The organism is Herbidospora mongoliensis (genome assembly GCF_001570545.1).
GTDB classification, from domain to species: domain Bacteria; phylum Actinomycetota; class Actinomycetes; order Streptosporangiales; family Streptosporangiaceae; genus Herbidospora; species Herbidospora mongoliensis.
In genome coordinates, this window is sequence record NZ_BBXD01000016.1 from 354,697 (window position 1) to 369,875 (window position 15,179).

At 66.9% G+C, this 15,179-nt stretch carries 14 protein-coding genes; all 14 read right to left on the reverse strand.

Annotation, left to right across the window (positions count from 1 at the left end; genetic code table 11):
* Nucleotides 1-12: 12 nt before the first annotated feature.
* Nucleotides 13-945 (reverse strand): GNAT family N-acetyltransferase, encoded by a 933-nt coding sequence (locus AW272_RS24405; RefSeq protein ID WP_066369423.1) that lies wholly within the window; start codon nt 943-945, stop codon nt 13-15.
* On the reverse strand, nt 942-1,265 hold the full coding sequence (locus AW272_RS24410; protein ID WP_066369425.1) for an ArsR/SmtB family transcription factor: 324 nt from the start codon (nt 1,263-1,265) through the stop codon (nt 942-944). Before AW272_RS24410 ends, AW272_RS24405 begins: the two co-directional genes overlap by 4 nt.
* Nucleotides 1,262-3,517 (reverse strand): heavy metal translocating P-type ATPase, encoded by a 2,256-nt coding sequence (locus tag AW272_RS24415; RefSeq protein ID WP_066369426.1) that lies wholly within the window; start codon nt 3,515-3,517, stop codon nt 1,262-1,264. Before AW272_RS24415 ends, AW272_RS24410 begins: the two co-directional genes overlap by 4 nt.
* A gap of 120 nt (nt 3,518-3,637) precedes the next feature.
* A complete protein-coding gene (locus AW272_RS24420) occupies nt 3,638-5,038 on the reverse strand; it encodes an aminotransferase class I/II-fold pyridoxal phosphate-dependent enzyme (protein WP_066369428.1) in 1,401 nt (466 codons plus the stop codon).
* Nucleotides 5,039-5,046: 8 nt separating this feature from the next.
* Nucleotides 5,047-5,472, reverse strand: a complete 426-nt coding sequence (locus tag AW272_RS24425) for a FixH family protein (protein WP_066369431.1) — start codon at nt 5,470-5,472, stop codon at nt 5,047-5,049.
* A 22-nt stretch (nt 5,473-5,494) separates the two neighbouring features.
* On the reverse strand, nt 5,495-5,737 hold the full coding sequence (locus AW272_RS24430; protein WP_218011033.1) for a hypothetical protein: 243 nt from the start codon (nt 5,735-5,737) through the stop codon (nt 5,495-5,497).
* Nucleotides 5,738-5,740: 3 nt separating this feature from the next.
* Nucleotides 5,741-7,639, reverse strand: coding sequence for an ABC transporter ATP-binding protein (locus AW272_RS24435; protein WP_066369432.1), 1,899 nt, complete (start codon nt 7,637-7,639; stop codon nt 5,741-5,743).
* Nucleotides 7,632-9,356, reverse strand: a complete 1,725-nt coding sequence (locus AW272_RS24440) for an ABC transporter ATP-binding protein (RefSeq protein WP_066369433.1) — start codon at nt 9,354-9,356, stop codon at nt 7,632-7,634. Before AW272_RS24440 ends, AW272_RS24435 begins: the two co-directional genes overlap by 8 nt.
* A gap of 272 nt (nt 9,357-9,628) precedes the next feature.
* Nucleotides 9,629-10,783: an ATP-grasp domain-containing protein gene (locus AW272_RS24445; RefSeq protein ID WP_218011034.1), complete on the reverse strand. Its 1,155-nt coding sequence runs from the start codon at nt 10,781-10,783 to the stop codon at nt 9,629-9,631.
* A gap of 107 nt (nt 10,784-10,890) precedes the next feature.
* Nucleotides 10,891-12,093, reverse strand: a complete 1,203-nt coding sequence (locus AW272_RS24450; protein ID WP_066369595.1) for an ATP-grasp domain-containing protein — start codon at nt 12,091-12,093, stop codon at nt 10,891-10,893.
* A complete protein-coding gene (locus tag AW272_RS24455; protein WP_066369603.1) occupies nt 12,093-13,238 on the reverse strand; it encodes a GNAT family N-acetyltransferase in 1,146 nt (381 codons plus the stop codon). The genes AW272_RS24450 and AW272_RS24455 overlap by 1 nt, the downstream gene beginning before the upstream one ends.
* 7 nt (nt 13,239-13,245) lie before the next feature.
* Nucleotides 13,246-14,532 (reverse strand): ATP-grasp domain-containing protein, encoded by a 1,287-nt coding sequence (locus AW272_RS24460; RefSeq protein ID WP_066369435.1) that lies wholly within the window; start codon nt 14,530-14,532, stop codon nt 13,246-13,248.
* Nucleotides 14,533-14,570: 38 nt separating this feature from the next.
* Entirely contained in the window at nt 14,571-14,918 is a 348-nt protein-coding gene (locus AW272_RS24465) for a carboxymuconolactone decarboxylase family protein (RefSeq protein ID WP_066369438.1), read from the reverse strand.
* A 58-nt stretch (nt 14,919-14,976) separates the two neighbouring features.
* Nucleotides 14,977-15,123, reverse strand: a complete 147-nt coding sequence (locus tag AW272_RS42325) for a hypothetical protein (RefSeq protein ID WP_157518742.1) — start codon at nt 15,121-15,123, stop codon at nt 14,977-14,979.
* Between the last annotated feature and the right edge of the window lie 56 nt (nt 15,124-15,179).

Below are 15,179 nucleotides of genomic sequence, written 5' to 3' on the forward strand. Positions count from 1 at the left end.
CGAAGAGCCCCGTCAGACGACGGCGTTCACGCGAACGCCGGTGACACGAGCAGTCGCGTAGGGCCGTACGTCGAGGTCCTCGCGGCTGCTGTACATCTCCAAGCGCAGGTCTGGTCCTCGCTGCGGCCGGCCGTCGGCGTCCACCGGGTAGGCGAGTATGAAGGACGGGTCGGTGAGGGCGCGTAAGGCGACGATCTTGTCGGCCTGTTCTGAGGGCGCGGACTTGTCCACTTCGTGTGAGGGCAGCGCGTCGAAGCCGAGTCGGCTCTTGAAGCTGAACAGCCCTGGTTGACCGAGGTGGCCGTACAGGTTCGGGTCGCTGCCCAGGCTCACCCAGGACTGGCCTCGGCAGCGCGCCTCCTCGATCAGCCGCATGTACAACAGGCGGGACACCTCGCTCCCGCGATGCGCGGGTGCCGCCGTCGCGAAACGCGCTCGCACCTCGTCGGCGTCGGGGGACCACAGCGTGATGCACGCGGCGGCGAGTTCCTCGCCATCCCACGCGCAGACGGCGAAGTACCTGTCACCGGAGGACAGGATGTGATCTCGATGACGGGTGGCCACGGGCCATCCGTAACGCATGGCGGCGACCTGGCGCTCGTACATGGGGATGAAGACGTCCAGCAGTTGAGGGGTGACGGGCCGGACGTCGAAGCGCAGACCGGCGGCCTCACCTCGACGCCTGGCGGCGGACACGTTCTGCCGGTCCCGGCGGGCCAGGCGGGCGAGGAACTCCTCTTCGCTCGCCAGCGCGGCCGCCCGCCAGGTGAGAACCTGCGGTTTCGGGAGGAAACCGCAGGCGGCCAGGGCCAGCCAGTCGTCAGGAGAGGGCTTCTGCACCCTGACCACGTCTACCTCGTGAACCAGGCTTTTCCAGGCCCCGCCGAGCGCCTCGTCGACGTCGACGAGGGCCATCGGAACACCGAGAACGATCTTTTTGATCATCGGGCCGCCACGTCTTCCGGCACGTTGAGCAGCCTGCACAACGAGCTCAGCATCTGCGGCTGCACGCGGTAATACACCCACGTGCCACGCCTTTCGGCGTCGATGAGGTCAGCAGCCTTAAGCGCCTTCAGATGGTAGGAGATCGTCGGCGATGACAGATCGAAGTCCTCGGACATGTCGCAGACGCACACCTCGCCGTTGGGATGAGAGGCGATCACCGACAGCAGGCGCAGCCGTACCGGATCCCCGAGCGCCTTGAAAACCTGGGCGAAGACCTTCGCCTCCGCGACGGCCAATGGTTCCCGCGCCAAGGGGTTCATCTCTCGCTCCCGGCGCTCTCCTGGAAGCGGCGCAGGCGGAGGCTGTTGCTGAGGACGAACACGCTGGAGGCCGCCATCGCGGCACCGGCGATCATCGGGTTCAGCAGGCCGACGATGGCCAGCGGCAGTGCGGCGAGGTTGTAGGCGAAGGCCCAGAACAGATTGCCTTTGATCGTCGACAGGGTGCGGCGGGACAGTTGTACGGCGTCGGCCACGGCTCGCAGGTCGGCGCGAACCAAGGTGATGTCGCTGGCTTCGATGGCCGCGTCCGTTCCGGTGCCCATGGCGATACCCAGGTCCGCCTGGGCCAGGGCGGCGGCATCGTTCACTCCGTCGCCGACCATCGCGACGACGTGACCGTCCTGCTGGAGCCGTTTGATCACGTCGACCTTGCCGCTCGGCAGTACGCCTGATTCGACGTCGGTGATGCCGACCTGCGCGGCGATCGCCTGGGCGGCTCGATCGTTGTCACCGGTGAGCAGCACAGGCGCCAGGCCCAGCGCGCGCATCCGGGCGACACCATCGGCGCTGGTCGGCTTGACGGTGTCGGCGACGGCGATGACTCCGCGGATCTGCCCGCTCCAGCCGATGGTGACCGCAGTCAGCCCACGACTCTCGGCATCGGCGAAGGCCCGTTCAAGATCGGGTGGCACGGGCAATTCGGCGCGGCCGACGGTGACGTGCACGCCCTCAACCTCGCCACGCACGCCCAAGCCTGCGGTTCCCTCGAAGGCGGTGACCGCAGGGAGCACCCCTAACTTGTCACGGGCGGCAGCGACGATCGCCTTGGCGATGGGGTGCTCGGAGGCGTTCTCCAGCGCTCCCGCGCGGCGGAGCACATCGTCGGTGTTCTCCGTTTCACCGGCGATGACGTCGGTGACCTGCATGACTCCGGTGGTCACCGTTCCCGTCTTGTCCAGGACGATCGTGTCGATGCGGCGCGTCGACTCCAGGACCTCCGGCCCGCGGATGAGGATGCCCATTTGAGCGCCGCGCCCGGTGCCGACCAGCAACGCGGTCGGCGTGGCCAGCCCCAGCGCGCATGGGCACGCGACCACCAGCACGGACACTGCGGCCGTCAGAGCTCCAGCGGCGTCAAGGCTGTTGCCGAGCCAGAAACCGAACGCGGCGACCGCGATCCCCACCACGATGGGCACGAAGACGGCGGCGACCCGATCGGCGAGCCGCTGCACGGGGGCCTTGCCGGCCTGCGCCTCGGTGACCAGCCGGCTCATCTGCGCGAGCTGAGTGTCGGCTCCGACCTTGGTGGCCCGCACGATCAACCGCCCGCTGGCGTTGACCGTGGCTCCCACGACCTTGTCTTCGGGGCCCACCTCGACTGGGACGCTCTCGCCAGTGAGCATGGAGGCGTCCACCGCCGAAGTGCCGTCCACGACGACGCCATCGGTGGCGACCTTCTCTCCCGGACGCACGATGAACAGGTCGCCGACGGCCAGCTGCCCGATGGGAATGCGGACCTCGCGGCCGTTCCGTTGGATCGCAACGTCCTTGGCACCGAGTTCAAGCAGGGCGCGCAGAGCGGCACCGGCCCGGCGCTTGGAGCGGTGTTCCAGGTAGCGCCCCGTGAGGATGAACACGGTGAGACTGGCGGCGACCTCAAGGTAGATGTGGTGCAGTCCTTCGCCGGCGACCGGCCGCATCACGAACGGCATCTGCATACCGGTCAGACCCGCGTAGCCGAAGAACAACGCGTACACCGACCACCCGAAGGACGCGATCACGCCGAGCGAGATCAACGTGTCCATCGTGGCGGAGCCATGGCGCAGGTTCTTCCAGGCCGCGACGTGGAACGGCCAGGCGCCCCAGGTGGCCACCGGGGCGGCCAGGGTGAGCGACAGCCATTGCCAGTAGGTGAACTGAAGCGGAGTGATCATCGCCATGGCGATGATCGGAACGGTCAATGTCGTCGTGATCAGCAGTCGCTGCCGGAGCATGGCGAGTCGCTGGTCCTCCGGCACGTCCGCCTGGACGACGGGCTCATCGGGTTCATCGACAACCGGCAGGGAAGCGGTGTAACCCAGCCCCTCTACCACCGCGATCAGGTCCTCCACCGAGACGGTGGCGTCGTGCTCGACGTGGGCCTCTTCGACGGCGAGGTTGACCTCGGCCCGTACGCCTTCGATGCGGTTGAGCTTGCGTTCGATGCGGGCCGAGCAGGAGCCGCAGGTCATGCCACCGATTAACAGCGTGACCTCGGATCGCGTGGCGAGCGCCGAAGGTGTTGCGGACATTGGTTCCTCTCCTCTCCCCGGGCTAGAACTCCACCGGAGGCACGTTGGCGCCCAAGACGTAGGCGACGGTGAACACCGCAGCCAGCAACAACAAGAACCCGGCGACCTTGAGGCTGCTTCTCACGACAGCACTCCGGCGTAGCGGTATCCGCTCTCTTCGACGGCGGCCTGGATGACCTCCGGCGAGAGCGGCGAGTCCGAGCTGATCTGGACCCGCCCGGCCTTCGGATCGATTTCGAGAATCTGGGCTTCGGGGATGGCCGTGTCGAGGGCGCTGCGCACGCGCTTCGCGCAGCCGCCGCAGGTCATGCCTTCCACCGAGTACGTGGTGACAACGCTCATGGCTGGTGTCCCTTCGATCATTGAGAGGAAATCGCGTATCCTGGCCAGCGCCCGTCGCAGCAGGTCAGGTGCGGCGACGAAGGACATCCGGACGTGGTCAGGGCACCCGAAGTCCGCTCCCGGGACGACAGCGACCTGCGTCTCCCGCAGAAGTCGTTCCGCGAAGTCGGCGGCGCTGGCGATACCTGGCCGATAGGTGCCCGACACGTCGGCGAAGACGAAGAAGGCACCACGGGGTTCGACCGCCAGACTGATGCCTGCCAAGTCGGCCAACCCCTCGCAGAGGATGTCCCGGCGTTCGGCCAGGGCCGATCGGCGGCGGAGCAGTTCGGCGACAGGTTCGTCGCGGAGCACAGCGAGAGCCGCGTGCTGGGAGATCGACGATGCGGCCGACGTCGTGTGCCCTTGCAGGGCGGACATCGCCGAGATCAACGGACGGGGGCCGGCGGCGAAGCCGACCCGCCATCCGGTCATTGCGAACGTCTTGGACAGGCCACCGATCGTGACCGTCCTCGCTCGGATGTCTTCCCCGAGCGAGGCGACGCTCGTGAACTCGGCACCGTCGTAGACGAGATCGCCGTAGATCTCATCGCTGACGATGACGAGTCCGGCCTCAACCGCCACCTCTGCCAAGGCCGTCAGTTCCGCCCGGTCATAGACGACACCGGTCGGATTGGACGGACTATTGATCAGCAACACCTTCGTGCGCGGTGTGATCCGCGCCCGTACCTCGTCGGCCGTCATCTTGAACTTGGCCTCGATGACGACCGGCTTCCCGCCCGCGAGCTCGATCATGGGCGGGAAGCTGACCCAATACGGCGACTGGAGGATGACCTCGTCGCCTGGATCCAGCAGGACGGCGAAGGTGTTGGCGAGCGCCTGCTTGGCGCCGCTGGTGATGATGATCTCTTCGCTGGTGTACGGGGCGTTCCATGCGTGAGTGAGGCGCGCGGCGACCGCCTGCCTGAGCGGGGCGATTCCCGCCACCGGGGTGTAACGCGTGAACCCCTGGCGGATCGCTCCGACTCCGCCTTCGCACGCCTCGGGCGGAGTCGGGAAGTCGACCTCACCGCCGGTGAGGTTGATGACGTCGACGCCGTCCTCGGCCAGTTGCTTGGCTTGGGCGTCCAGGGCCGCCGTGGTCGACGGGGTCAGTCGTGCCGCGCGATGGCTCAGCATGGGTTCCCCTACCTGGCTCGGATGTTGAACAGCACTGCGGCCGGGGGGCCGGAGCTGTGGCTCACCTGAACGTTGAGAACCCAGTAACCGGGCATGCCCAGGATGAGCTTGGATTCGTATGCCTCGCCCTTGAGGGTGGCCGTCTGCTGGCCGCCGTCCATGTTCATGCTCGGCATGCCGTAGTTGATCTTGACGGCGGCGTCCTTGATCGCGGCTCCGGTCGAGTCCTTGATCGTGAATTGAGCCGTCGTGGCGGTGCCGCCCTTGGCGGGGCAGGGCCGCACTGAGATCTGGACCGTGAGGCCGGCGTTCTGTTGCTGGTTGAGGCAGTCCGCAGATGAGGCGACGTCCTGGGCCGCGCTCTGGCCACAGCCAGCCAGAGCGCCGATCACCAGAATGGTTGCCGCCGCTGTCCGGGCGAGGCTCTTCTTCATCGCTCACCTCCGGGTGGTGCGGTCAGTTGCAGCACGAGCTCTTCGCCGTGGGGACCGGAACGGTCTCGGCGGCGGTGTCTGCGGCGGGCTTGGGCCCGCAGCAGGAACTCTTGGCGGCCGGGGCCATCTCGCTGGTCACAGCGGCTTCGGCTGTCGGCTTCGGGCCACAGCACGAGCTCTTGGCCTTCGGCTGGGCGACGGGCGGAGCGTCGTTCTGAGCGGCGGACCAGAACAGCTGACCGAGGTTGTCGTCAATGACGGACATGATTCAGTTCCTTCCAACGGGGTGTCTGGTTTGGACTTTGCAGAGTTCCGCGAGCCGGCTGTCGCTGGTGAGCAGTTCCACCGGCGTGCCGGACTCGGTCACACGGCCGTCTTCGAGGACGAAGACGCGGTCGAGGTCTTCGACGAGGGTGAGCCAGTGCGCCACGACGATCGCGGTGCGCCCTTCCAGGAGCCTCCGGATCGCCGCCAGCACCACGAGTTGGCGGGCGGGATCGACGCTGGAGACGGCCTCGTCGAGGATGATGACTCGGGGGTCGGCGAGCATGGCCCGGGTGAGAGCGACGAGTTGCCTCTCCCCGGTCGACAGGCGGGCTCCACGCTCTCCCACCCGCGTCTGGTAGCCGTCGCGGAGGCCCGCGAGGACCTCGTCGGCGCCCACCGCGCGGGCCGCCTGGACGATCTCGTCCTCGGTGGCCTCCGGCCGGCCGAACCTGATGTTCTCCGCGACGGTCCCGTCGAAGAGCAGAGCTTCCTGGGTGACCAGCAGGACCTGATCGCGTACGGAGGTCTTGGTGACTTCCGACAGGTCGTGTCCGTCGAGGCGGATCGTCCCGGAGGTGGGCGTGTAGAAGCGGACCAGTAGTTGCATGAGCGTGGTCTTGCCTGCGCCGCTGGCGCCGACCACTCCGATGTGCTCGCCGGGTTGGGCCTCCAGCGAGACGTCGTGCAGTACTTCCACGCCGTCCGCGTAGGCGAAGTCGACGTTCTCCACCTGCAGGTGGCCGCGGACCTGTCCCAGGTCGTACCCGGTGTCGTCCTCTTCCGGCAGGTCGAGGACTTCCAGGATCCGCTGTGCGGACACGGCCATGTCAGAGGACTGTCCGAGCAGGTTGGCGACATCCCGTACCGGGTTGAGCATCCGCTTGGAGAACAGCGCGAACGCGGCCAGAGTGCCGGCGGCCAAGGCAGCGCCTTGGGCCATGCCCATGGAGGCCATCATCGTGTCGGTGCCCAGCAGCATCCAGGTCATCGGCATCATGCCGGCCGCCAGGTCGAAGAAGAATCCCGAGCCGAGCGCGTGACCGTTGATGATCTGCAGGCCGCCGAAGAAGATCAGCAACGCGAGCGCGATGTGGACGGTGAATCCTAGGTAGGAAGTCAGCCACAGGCGCTTGGTGGAGAGCCTGTTGTGCACCGTGGTGTAACCGGCGGAGCGGCCTTCGAGGTCGGCCATGAGGTCGTCCTCGCGGCCGAAGGCGCGTACGTCGTCCAGGCCGTCGATGCGCTGGTTCAGATAGCCCACCATGGTGTCCCAGGCGTCGCGCTGTCGCTGGGTGTCGGTCTTGAGGTGGCGGGTCCAGCGCAGGGCGATGAAGACCATGATCGGGATGACGATGAGCGTCGGGAGTGCCACGCCGGGGCTGAGTGCCAGCAGGAACACGGCGAAGGCGATGAACCAGACGGCGCTCTGAACGAGTTCCATCCCGGTCTTCGTGATGTAGCCGCGGAAGCGTTCTGCCTCGAACAGCACCCGGGTGACCCAGGTGCCGCTGGCCTGGGAGACGTGACGGGAGAGTTGCACGTTGTGCAGCCGGGCCACGAGATCGTTCCGCAGGGTGACGGTGACCCGCTCGTTCACGCGGATCATGGCGACGTTGTAGGTGATCCGGATGATGTTGTCCAGCACCGCCAGGATCACCAGGTTGATCGCCGTGCTTGCGACGGCTTCCATGTTGCCGGTCACGACGTGCCCGACGCCGAGCATCACGGCGTACATCTGGGCGATCGTCATGATCGAGCTGAGAATCGTGACCAGTGTCGCCAGCGCGATCCACCCGGCGTGCGGACGCAAGTAGGGCAGGAAACGGCGTAGCGCCCGGCGTAAGGTGCGGTTGATCTCAGCCTGATCCATCGGCGGGGTGGAGGTGGCGAGCTCAGACATGAGCCTGACCCCCTTCGGGACGGCCTGCGGGCGCCAGCGATCGGACTGCCGACGTGTCCTCGGCGGGTAGGGAGGCGGTCTCCACCAGGGCACCGTCATTCAGCGTGATGACGCGGTCGACGTGGCGGCTGACGGCCAGTTGTTGTGTGGCGATGATGAGCGTTCTGCCACGCCGTACTCGGAAGATGGTGTCGAGCAGTTCCGCCTCGGTCTCGGCGTCGAGGTTGGCGGTGGGGTTGTCCAGAAGCAGGACGGCGGGATCCACCAGAAGGACACGGGCCAGCCCGACCCGTTGTCTTTCCCCAGCCGAAAGGTCGGCCGCGTTGGCGGCGAGTTCCCTGGTGAGAGAGAAGCGGCCCAGTCCCGCTGCTTCTGCGGCATCGGCCACCTCTTCCGCAGTGGCGTCAGGACGGGCGAAGCGGATGTTGTCCGCCATCGTCCCCTCGAAGATCCATTGCCGTTGCGGCAGGCTGACGACCTGGTGCCGGACGGATCGCAGGTCGTACTCGCGGACGTCGACACCGTCATAAGAGACGGTGCCGGCCTGGGTGTCGCGCAGCCGGGCCAGTGCGTGCAGCAGGGTCGTCTTGCCGCTGCCGGTCGGGCCGATCAGGGCGACGGACTCGCCTGCGGCCACGGCCAGGCTCACGTCATCGATCACACGCCGTTCGCCGATCTCGACGACGACGCCGTCTGCGGTGAGCGCGCCGGTGGGCGATGGCATGGGGCGACTGCCGGACACCTCGGTGATGGCGGGGCGGGCGTCGATGATTCGGAGCAACCGTTGTGCGATGACCACCGAGCGGAAGATCCCGTTGGCATGCATGGTGACCATGTGCATGCTCATCTGGACCATCATGACCAGCGCGGTCAGGGCGACCAGGCTTCCCACGGTGATCTGGCCGTCTAGGACGGCGTTGCCGCCGAGCCAGAGTGCGATGGGGGTGGGGAGCGCCCCGACCACATTGAGGATGGCCTCCCACCGGCTGTATGTGGTCTTCATGACCCCGCGGCGGGCGGAGAGTTCTTCGTTGATCTTGTTGAGGCGACCGGAGGCGTCGTCCTCACGGCCGAAGGCCTTGACCACGCCGATGTTGGTCAGGGATTCCCCGACGCCTGACAGCAGGTTGGTGAACTGGCCTTTGACCTCGACGAACATGCGCTGCAGACGGCCTTGGACGATCAGGTTGCCGAGGACGACCACGATGAGCGGAAGTGACGCGAGCAGTGTGGTCCGCACGTCGATGAGGAGCGCCACCAGGTACATGACGGCAGTCACGATGATCTGGTTGGCCAGCTCCAGGATGCCGCCGTTGGTGAGACCGCGAACGAACACCGCGTCCGACACCAGGCGGGTCAGGGCCCGCCCGCCGGACGCTTCGGCGGTGTCGGCCGGTCCCAGGTGCAGGAGCTTGCGGAACAGATCGTGCCGCAGGTCGTTGACGGCCTTGCTGGCGACCGTGAAGCGAAGTTGTTTGCCGAGGTGGAGCAGGCCGGCCGAGAGGGCGCCGATGCCCAGGACGCCCAGCGCGACGGCGAGCAGCAGACCGGGGTTACCGCCCAGTACGCCGGCGTCGATCGCCACTCGGATGACCAGCGGGATGGCGATAGTGCTCAGCAGGCCCAGCAGCATCGTGACCGTGGCCACGGCCATCGCACCGCGATAGCGGAGCGGATAACCGTAGATGAAGCGCAACGCGTGGAGTGACTCTTTCACGTCCCTGTTCCCTTCCGACCGGCCGCCGGGGTGCGGCGCGGTCCGTGCCCGTCAGGACACGGACCGCGCCTGATAGCCCTTCGGCGGCTGTGGCCTAGTCGCAGCACGCACAGGCGCAGGCGCATTCGGCGCCGTCTTCGGCGGCGTCCTCGATGCCGCTGGTCTCGCAGCAGCCGGAGCCGATCATGTCTTCCGCCATGTCTCTCTCCTTCCTTGATTTGATAATTACAAGATTATCGAATCAGATCACCTGGAAACGGTCAATGGGTCTGTCAGCAGCAGGATGTGTGAGGTTTCGCGACCTCACTCGCGGCGTCCTGCGCCGGTTCGACCCGCAGGTCGAGCTGGTCGAGAATTCGCTGGTGGTCGCGAAGGACCGCCTCGCGGCTGTCGCCGGCAAGCACAATGCGCCCGAACGTGCCGCCTCGGGGATGGTTGAGTTCGAGCACGGCTTCGCCCGGTTGTACGTCGACCTCCACCAAGGGCGGAGTCAGCGTCTCCAGCCCTTCGATGGCCCGGAGCGCCTCGGGCCGATAGAACAGGCGGCCGGGTTCGTCGAAGACGATGCTGCTGTAGAGCCCCACGCTCGCCTGGGGGATGTCCGGCTCGGGCTGGCGACCCAGAGCTGCTTCAACGGCCACGAGTGTCGGTTCGTAACCGCTGGTCGCGGCGATGAGCGCGACGCCTTGCCCACCGGACAGACGTGGATTGATCTCGACGACCTTGGGGCCGCCTTCCACGAGCATGAACTGCAGCAGTGCCACCCAGTCGTCGAGCCCGACGGCGGCCAGCGCCTGCTCGGTGCGTTCGCTGAGTAAGGTCAGATCCTCGTCGGCGAGAACGCTGGGGAACCAGCCGCCCAACTTCACGAACTTGGGCGGGGGCCCGACCTCGGCTTCGAAGACGTAGAGAATCTTGGTTTTGCCGCCCGTTCGACTCGCGAGCACGCCGATCTCCGGGCCGATCAGGTATTCCTCCACCAGGGCGCTGGCCCGGCCGCCGTCCAGGATGCCGGCGACTGCGGCGGTGACCTCTTCGACCATGGTGCAGTGCATGAGCCCAGCCGCGCTGGTGGCGTCGAGGGGCTTCACGATGACGGGCAGCCCGATATCTTTGGCCGCCAGCGCGGCCTCCTCGGAACTGTGCACGACCTGGTGACGAGTGACCGGCAGCCCAGCTTTGGCGAGGCATCGGTGGGTGGCGGCCTTGTCGTTGCAGTTGCGCGCGGCCTCGGTAGTGATCCCGGTGCGGAGGCCCAGACTTTCGCGCAGCAGCCCGGCCAGCGGCACCAGGCGATCCACTTGGGTGACCACGGTCGTGAAGGGCCGGACGGCGTGAACGCGGCTGACCTGGGCTATTACCGCGTCCCAGTCGTCGAAGTCGACCTCAATGGGAATGTCGGCGATGGCGAGCAGGTCGAACGGCATGTCCTCGTCCGCGAAGCCCACCTCGTAGTCGGTCCGTTCCTTGAGCATCGTGACGGTGCGTCTGCCGCCTAGTACGAGCACTCGTGTCGGATTGTCTGGCACGGGAGTCACTGTCCTTCTGATGGGTGGGGCTGGACGGACAGGCCGAGGGCGCCAGTCAGCCGCTCCAGGGAAAGGGGGTCGTCGTCATAGGAGATGATTCGGCCGTACACACCGCCTTTAGGGCTGACGTGGTCGCCGGTGTTCACATCCATGGAGATCAAGGGAGCTGGGGCGGCCCTCTCTGTGAGAGCGCCGGGGTCATAGCTCACCGTTCCGGCCTGATCAAACGTCACGCATCGGTACCGGACATGTTCGGCCACCGGCGCCCGTCTGCTGAGCGGGATGCCGAGTGCCACGTCGAGCGCGGCCTGGACCATGTCCACCCCTGAGACCGCTTCGGTGACCTCGCACAGCCTTCCGCCGGGCGGCCGGGCAACGACGTTGATGAGCACCGGTCCCGCCGGTGTCAGCCGTACCTGCGTATGGGCGATTCCGTGATCGAACCCGAGCGCCCGGAGTGCGGTGATGACGAGGCGGCGAAGTTCGCTCTCCTGCGACTCGTCCAGACCGGGGGGGAAGTCGTAACCGAGTTCCACCAGGCGCCCATCCGTTGCGGTGCGCTGGGAGAAGACACTGATCAGCTCGGTAACCGAATCACGGGTGACAGTCTGGATCGCGTACTCAGGGCCGTCGACGTACTCCTCGACAAGCAAACGCGGATCCGTGTCGTCGTGAAGGGCGGTGACCGCGTCTTTGACCTGGCGTTGATCGCGGCACAGCAGGGTGCCCGCACCGGCCGCTCCGGTCACCTTCTTGACGAGCACCGGGTAGCCGAGTCGCCGGGCGGCGGCCTGTGCCTCGCCTGATTCTGAGACAACGACGTGCGCGGGAACGTTGATGGCTGCCGCTCGCAGGGTCAGGCGCATGCGGAGTTTGTCGTTGCAGTTCATGACCGCTGCCAGACTCAGTCCTCGCACTCCGAGGCGGGCGGCGAGATAGGCGGCGAGCGGAAGGCTGAGGTCGTAGACACCGATCACGGCATCGATGGGCTGCTGAAGGTGCAGCCGCCGCAGCACTGACTCCGCCGCCGGCCAGTCGTCGAGATCGAGGTCCACGGGCACATCCGCGACGAAGGCCAAGTCCAGAGGTATGGGGTCGTCGAAAAGGATTGTGCGCACTCCGGCTTCCACCATGACGTCCACGACTCGGCGGCCGGACACGCTCGCCACGGTCGGCCGGTGGTCGATGTCCTCGTCCCAGCCCGGCATCAGCAGCACCTGCTCGACGCGCCGAGTCCGTGCGGAGAAGCGTGGCTGCGAGCCTCCAGCCGTCGGCACCAAGCGTGCAGCAGGGCGGTATCGCGCCGGTCGTCCGACTTGAGAGCCAGATAGAGCGGGGTGCCGACCGCCCCGTAGCGAGCCTTGACAGCGGCGTTGCCTCGGCCGAGGTTGAGCACTCTGGTGTCAGTGGTGAGCGCGGCGTCGATGGTGTGAGCCAACATGGCGTGGTACGGCTCGAAGGCGGGATAGCGCCCGGTCCGCAGCCCAGCGATCCACATGGACCATTCACCTGCGAACTCCCACCCGGCGAACGTCGCTACGATCTCGCCGTCTTCGCCGGTGGCGACCGTGGCCCGCGCGTACGGGCGCAGGTGGCGGGAGACCGCGCGCAGGAACGGCTCGGGCAATACGTCGGTGGGAGTGTTGTATTCGCGGAGCAATTCGTGGGTGAGCCTTACCAAGATATCCGTGTCGAGGTCGGTCTCGGCGATCGTCAGCCCCCGGCCGCCCAGACGCTGCTCGCGGTAGAGCTTGCTGCGACGACGGCTGGGCATGGCGGCCCAGTAGCCCGCCGGGGCGGCGTTCGCGGTGTCCAGCCGATAGGCGGTCGCCACATGCGCGCCGGCGTAACCGGCACCGAGTAGCCGCCCCGCGAATCCATCGGCGGGGACGTTGGCGACTCCCCACGCCCAGGCGCCGAGCGAACGCGCCGCTTGTTCGAGGCCGGCCACCAGCGCTTGGGCCGCGGCCTGATGGCCAGGCAGGGCCAAGGGACCGCCGTGCAGCCCGGCGAGACTGTGCGCGAGTAGCAGGGGTCCACGCTCCCGCAGGTCTTCGGCTTGGCCTAAGGCGAGGGCGTAGTCCAGCCGCGGGCACTGACGGACCAGGTAAGCAGGACAGATGCCCACCAGCCGTTCGCCCTCGTACGCGAGCAGGTGAGCGGCCTCGAACTCGCCCGGGGGTGCCTCCTCGAAGGCGGTGAGCCATTCCCAAGTATGGAAGATCGTTCCGGCTGCCCGGTGCACCACGTCGTTCCAGTCCGTGGCCTTCAGGTCTGCGGCGCTGCGGACGAGCTCCACCCGGTATGGACCTGCGATCAGCTCGTGGCCTGCGAGACTCGTCTGACCGGACATCGTCACCTCAGCAGCAAGACTTGTATTCACGGCTGTCAGCCACCTCCCATGTGAGGTCCTCCAGCTCGGTCACCTGCAGATCGAGCGCCTCCCGGATACCGCGCACGCCGTCTCGGGTCTCGGCCGCCGAGTCGCCGAAGACCACGATCCGTCCGTACACCCCGCCCTCGGGATGAGCGGCTGCCTGAACGGGTTCACCGGGTGCGATCTCGAGCTCGACTATGGGAGGCAACACGCCGGAGAAGGGCGCCACGTCGATGCCGGTCCGGTAGGTCACGGCTCCGGGCTGCTCGAAGACGATGCTGCTGTAGAGGGCATAGGTCGCCTTCGGCCGGCCGGAGGTGACCGGTAGGCCGAGGGCGAGCTGGGAGGCCGCCCGAGTCATGTCGATTCCGCTGATCGCCTCTGTCATCTCGACCAGGCGCCCACCTGGACGGCGTGCGTTGACCTCGACCACGCGGAAGCCGTCGGGACCGTGTCTCACCTGGGTATGGCTGATCCAGTCGGTCACGCCGAGTGCCTGAAGGGCCGCGACGGTGATCTCCCGCAACGAGAGCTCGCCGGACTGGTCGAGCCCGCTCGGGTGTTCATAGCCGAGTTCGACGAACACGGGCGGGTCGGTCATGTGCTGCCGGAGGATGCTCAGCACCTGCGTACGCCCCTGGCGGGTGAGGGTCTGCACGGCGTACTCCGGGCCGTCGATGTATTCCTCGACCAGCACCCCCGTCCGCGTTCCCGAGCCGGACTCCGAAAGGATCACGGTCGCGGCCTCTCGGACCTCCTTAACCGTGAGGCACCTCCGGACCCCGAATGCTCCGGCCTCGTCACGTGGTTTCACTACGACGGGAAGGCCGATCTCGGCGGCGATCTGGGCCGCGTCCTCCGCGTTGGCAGCAAGGCCGAAGCCCGGCACAGGGACGCCGTGTTCACGCAGGCGGTTACGGGTCAGCCATTTGTCGTGGCAGTTCCATGCCGTCTCGACACTCAGGCCTCGGGGTGCGTCCAGGAGGAGTTCAGCGAGGTGAGCCATCAACGGGATCCGTGGTTCGACGTGGGTCAGGACTGCTGCCGGCGGCTGCCCGCCGAGCTGGTTCTTGACCAGCTCGAAGACGGCGTCCCAGTCGTCGACGTCTACGTCGAAGGGCAGGTCCGCCCAGGTCATGCAGGAGAAGGGGACTCGTCGGTCCAGATAGAGGATGCGATAGCCCAGATCATGCAAGAGGCTGAACTCGCGCTGGGCCCGGCCGCCGATGAGGACGACGATGCCCGCCGAGGTCGTGCCGCCGCCGGTCATCGGCGCTCCGTTCTGTTCGCGTTTCGTCTGGGCGGGCGTCAGCAGCAGGTGTTGGCCTTGGCGGGAGCCGCGGCCGGTGCCTGGGCGGGGCGCTGAGCCGCATCCAACTTCAGCACCTCGACGATGCCGGCGACCTGACCGATCTCCTCGTTGCCCAGGCCAAGCTGCTTGGCAGTGGCCAGGAAGGAACGGACGGTCTCCTCACGGCCCAGGAGCAGCGCGGAGGCCAGCGCCACCGCGGCTTTCGTCTTGGGGTCGAGCGCTCCGCCGTTGAAGACGGCGTTGAAGAACGTCTGGTAGCTGTCGGAGAAGCTGGTGTGGCTCTCTTTGACGTCGGGGGCCAGTTGGATGAGCTGGGTCGCGATGCTCGGTGCCGCTGTCGCCATCGATACTCCTCGTTTCTGGTCTGCCGAATGCAGCCGTAAGCCGTGCGGGGTCGTCTGGTCAGATTTCGCAGCAGGCGCTGCCGGAGTCTTCGACCTCCACAAGCTGCAGCCCGGCAACAGGGGGTTCGGGCACGACGGCTTGCTGGCAGCAGCTCGATTCCGGGCTTTCGATGACCTCGACGTCGAGGTCCTGGCGCGTCTCCATATCGATCTCCTCGCTTGATTTCACGATTACCTAATTAAAGAAACATCAAATCACGG

Excerpts from the sequence above, each read along its gene's own strand:
- AW272_RS24405 (WP_066369423.1), bottom strand. The coding sequence starts at position 945 with ATGATCAAAAAGATCGTTCTCGGTGTTCCGATGGCCCTCGTCGACGTC.
- AW272_RS24410 (WP_066369425.1), bottom strand. The coding sequence starts at position 1,265 with ATGAACCCCTTGGCGCGGGAACCATTGGCCGTCGCGGAGGCGAAGGTC.
- AW272_RS24415 (WP_066369426.1), bottom strand. The coding sequence starts at position 3,517 with ATGTCCGCAACACCTTCGGCGCTCGCCACGCGATCCGAGGTCACGCTG.
- AW272_RS24420 (WP_066369428.1), bottom strand. The coding sequence starts at position 5,038 with ATGCTGAGCCATCGCGCGGCACGACTGACCCCGTCGACCACGGCGGCC.
- AW272_RS24425 (WP_066369431.1), bottom strand. The coding sequence starts at position 5,472 with ATGAAGAAGAGCCTCGCCCGGACAGCGGCGGCAACCATTCTGGTGATC.
- AW272_RS24430 (WP_218011033.1), bottom strand. The coding sequence starts at position 5,737 with ATGTCCGTCATTGACGACAACCTCGGTCAGCTGTTCTGGTCCGCCGCT.
- AW272_RS24435 (WP_066369432.1), bottom strand. The coding sequence starts at position 7,639 with ATGTCTGAGCTCGCCACCTCCACCCCGCCGATGGATCAGGCTGAGATC.
- AW272_RS24445 (WP_218011034.1), bottom strand. The coding sequence starts at position 10,783 with ATGCCGTTCGACCTGCTCGCCATCGCCGACATTCCCATTGAGGTCGAC.
- AW272_RS24450 (WP_066369595.1), bottom strand. The coding sequence starts at position 12,093 with ATGCCGGGCTGGGACGAGGACATCGACCACCGGCCGACCGTGGCGAGC.
- AW272_RS24455 (WP_066369603.1), bottom strand. The coding sequence starts at position 13,238 with ATGTCCGGTCAGACGAGTCTCGCAGGCCACGAGCTGATCGCAGGTCCA.
- AW272_RS24460 (WP_066369435.1), bottom strand. The coding sequence starts at position 14,532 with ATGACCGGCGGCGGCACGACCTCGGCGGGCATCGTCGTCCTCATCGGC.
- AW272_RS24465 (WP_066369438.1), bottom strand. The coding sequence starts at position 14,918 with ATGGCGACAGCGGCACCGAGCATCGCGACCCAGCTCATCCAACTGGCC.
- AW272_RS42325 (WP_157518742.1), bottom strand. The coding sequence starts at position 15,123 with ATGGAGACGCGCCAGGACCTCGACGTCGAGGTCATCGAAAGCCCGGAA.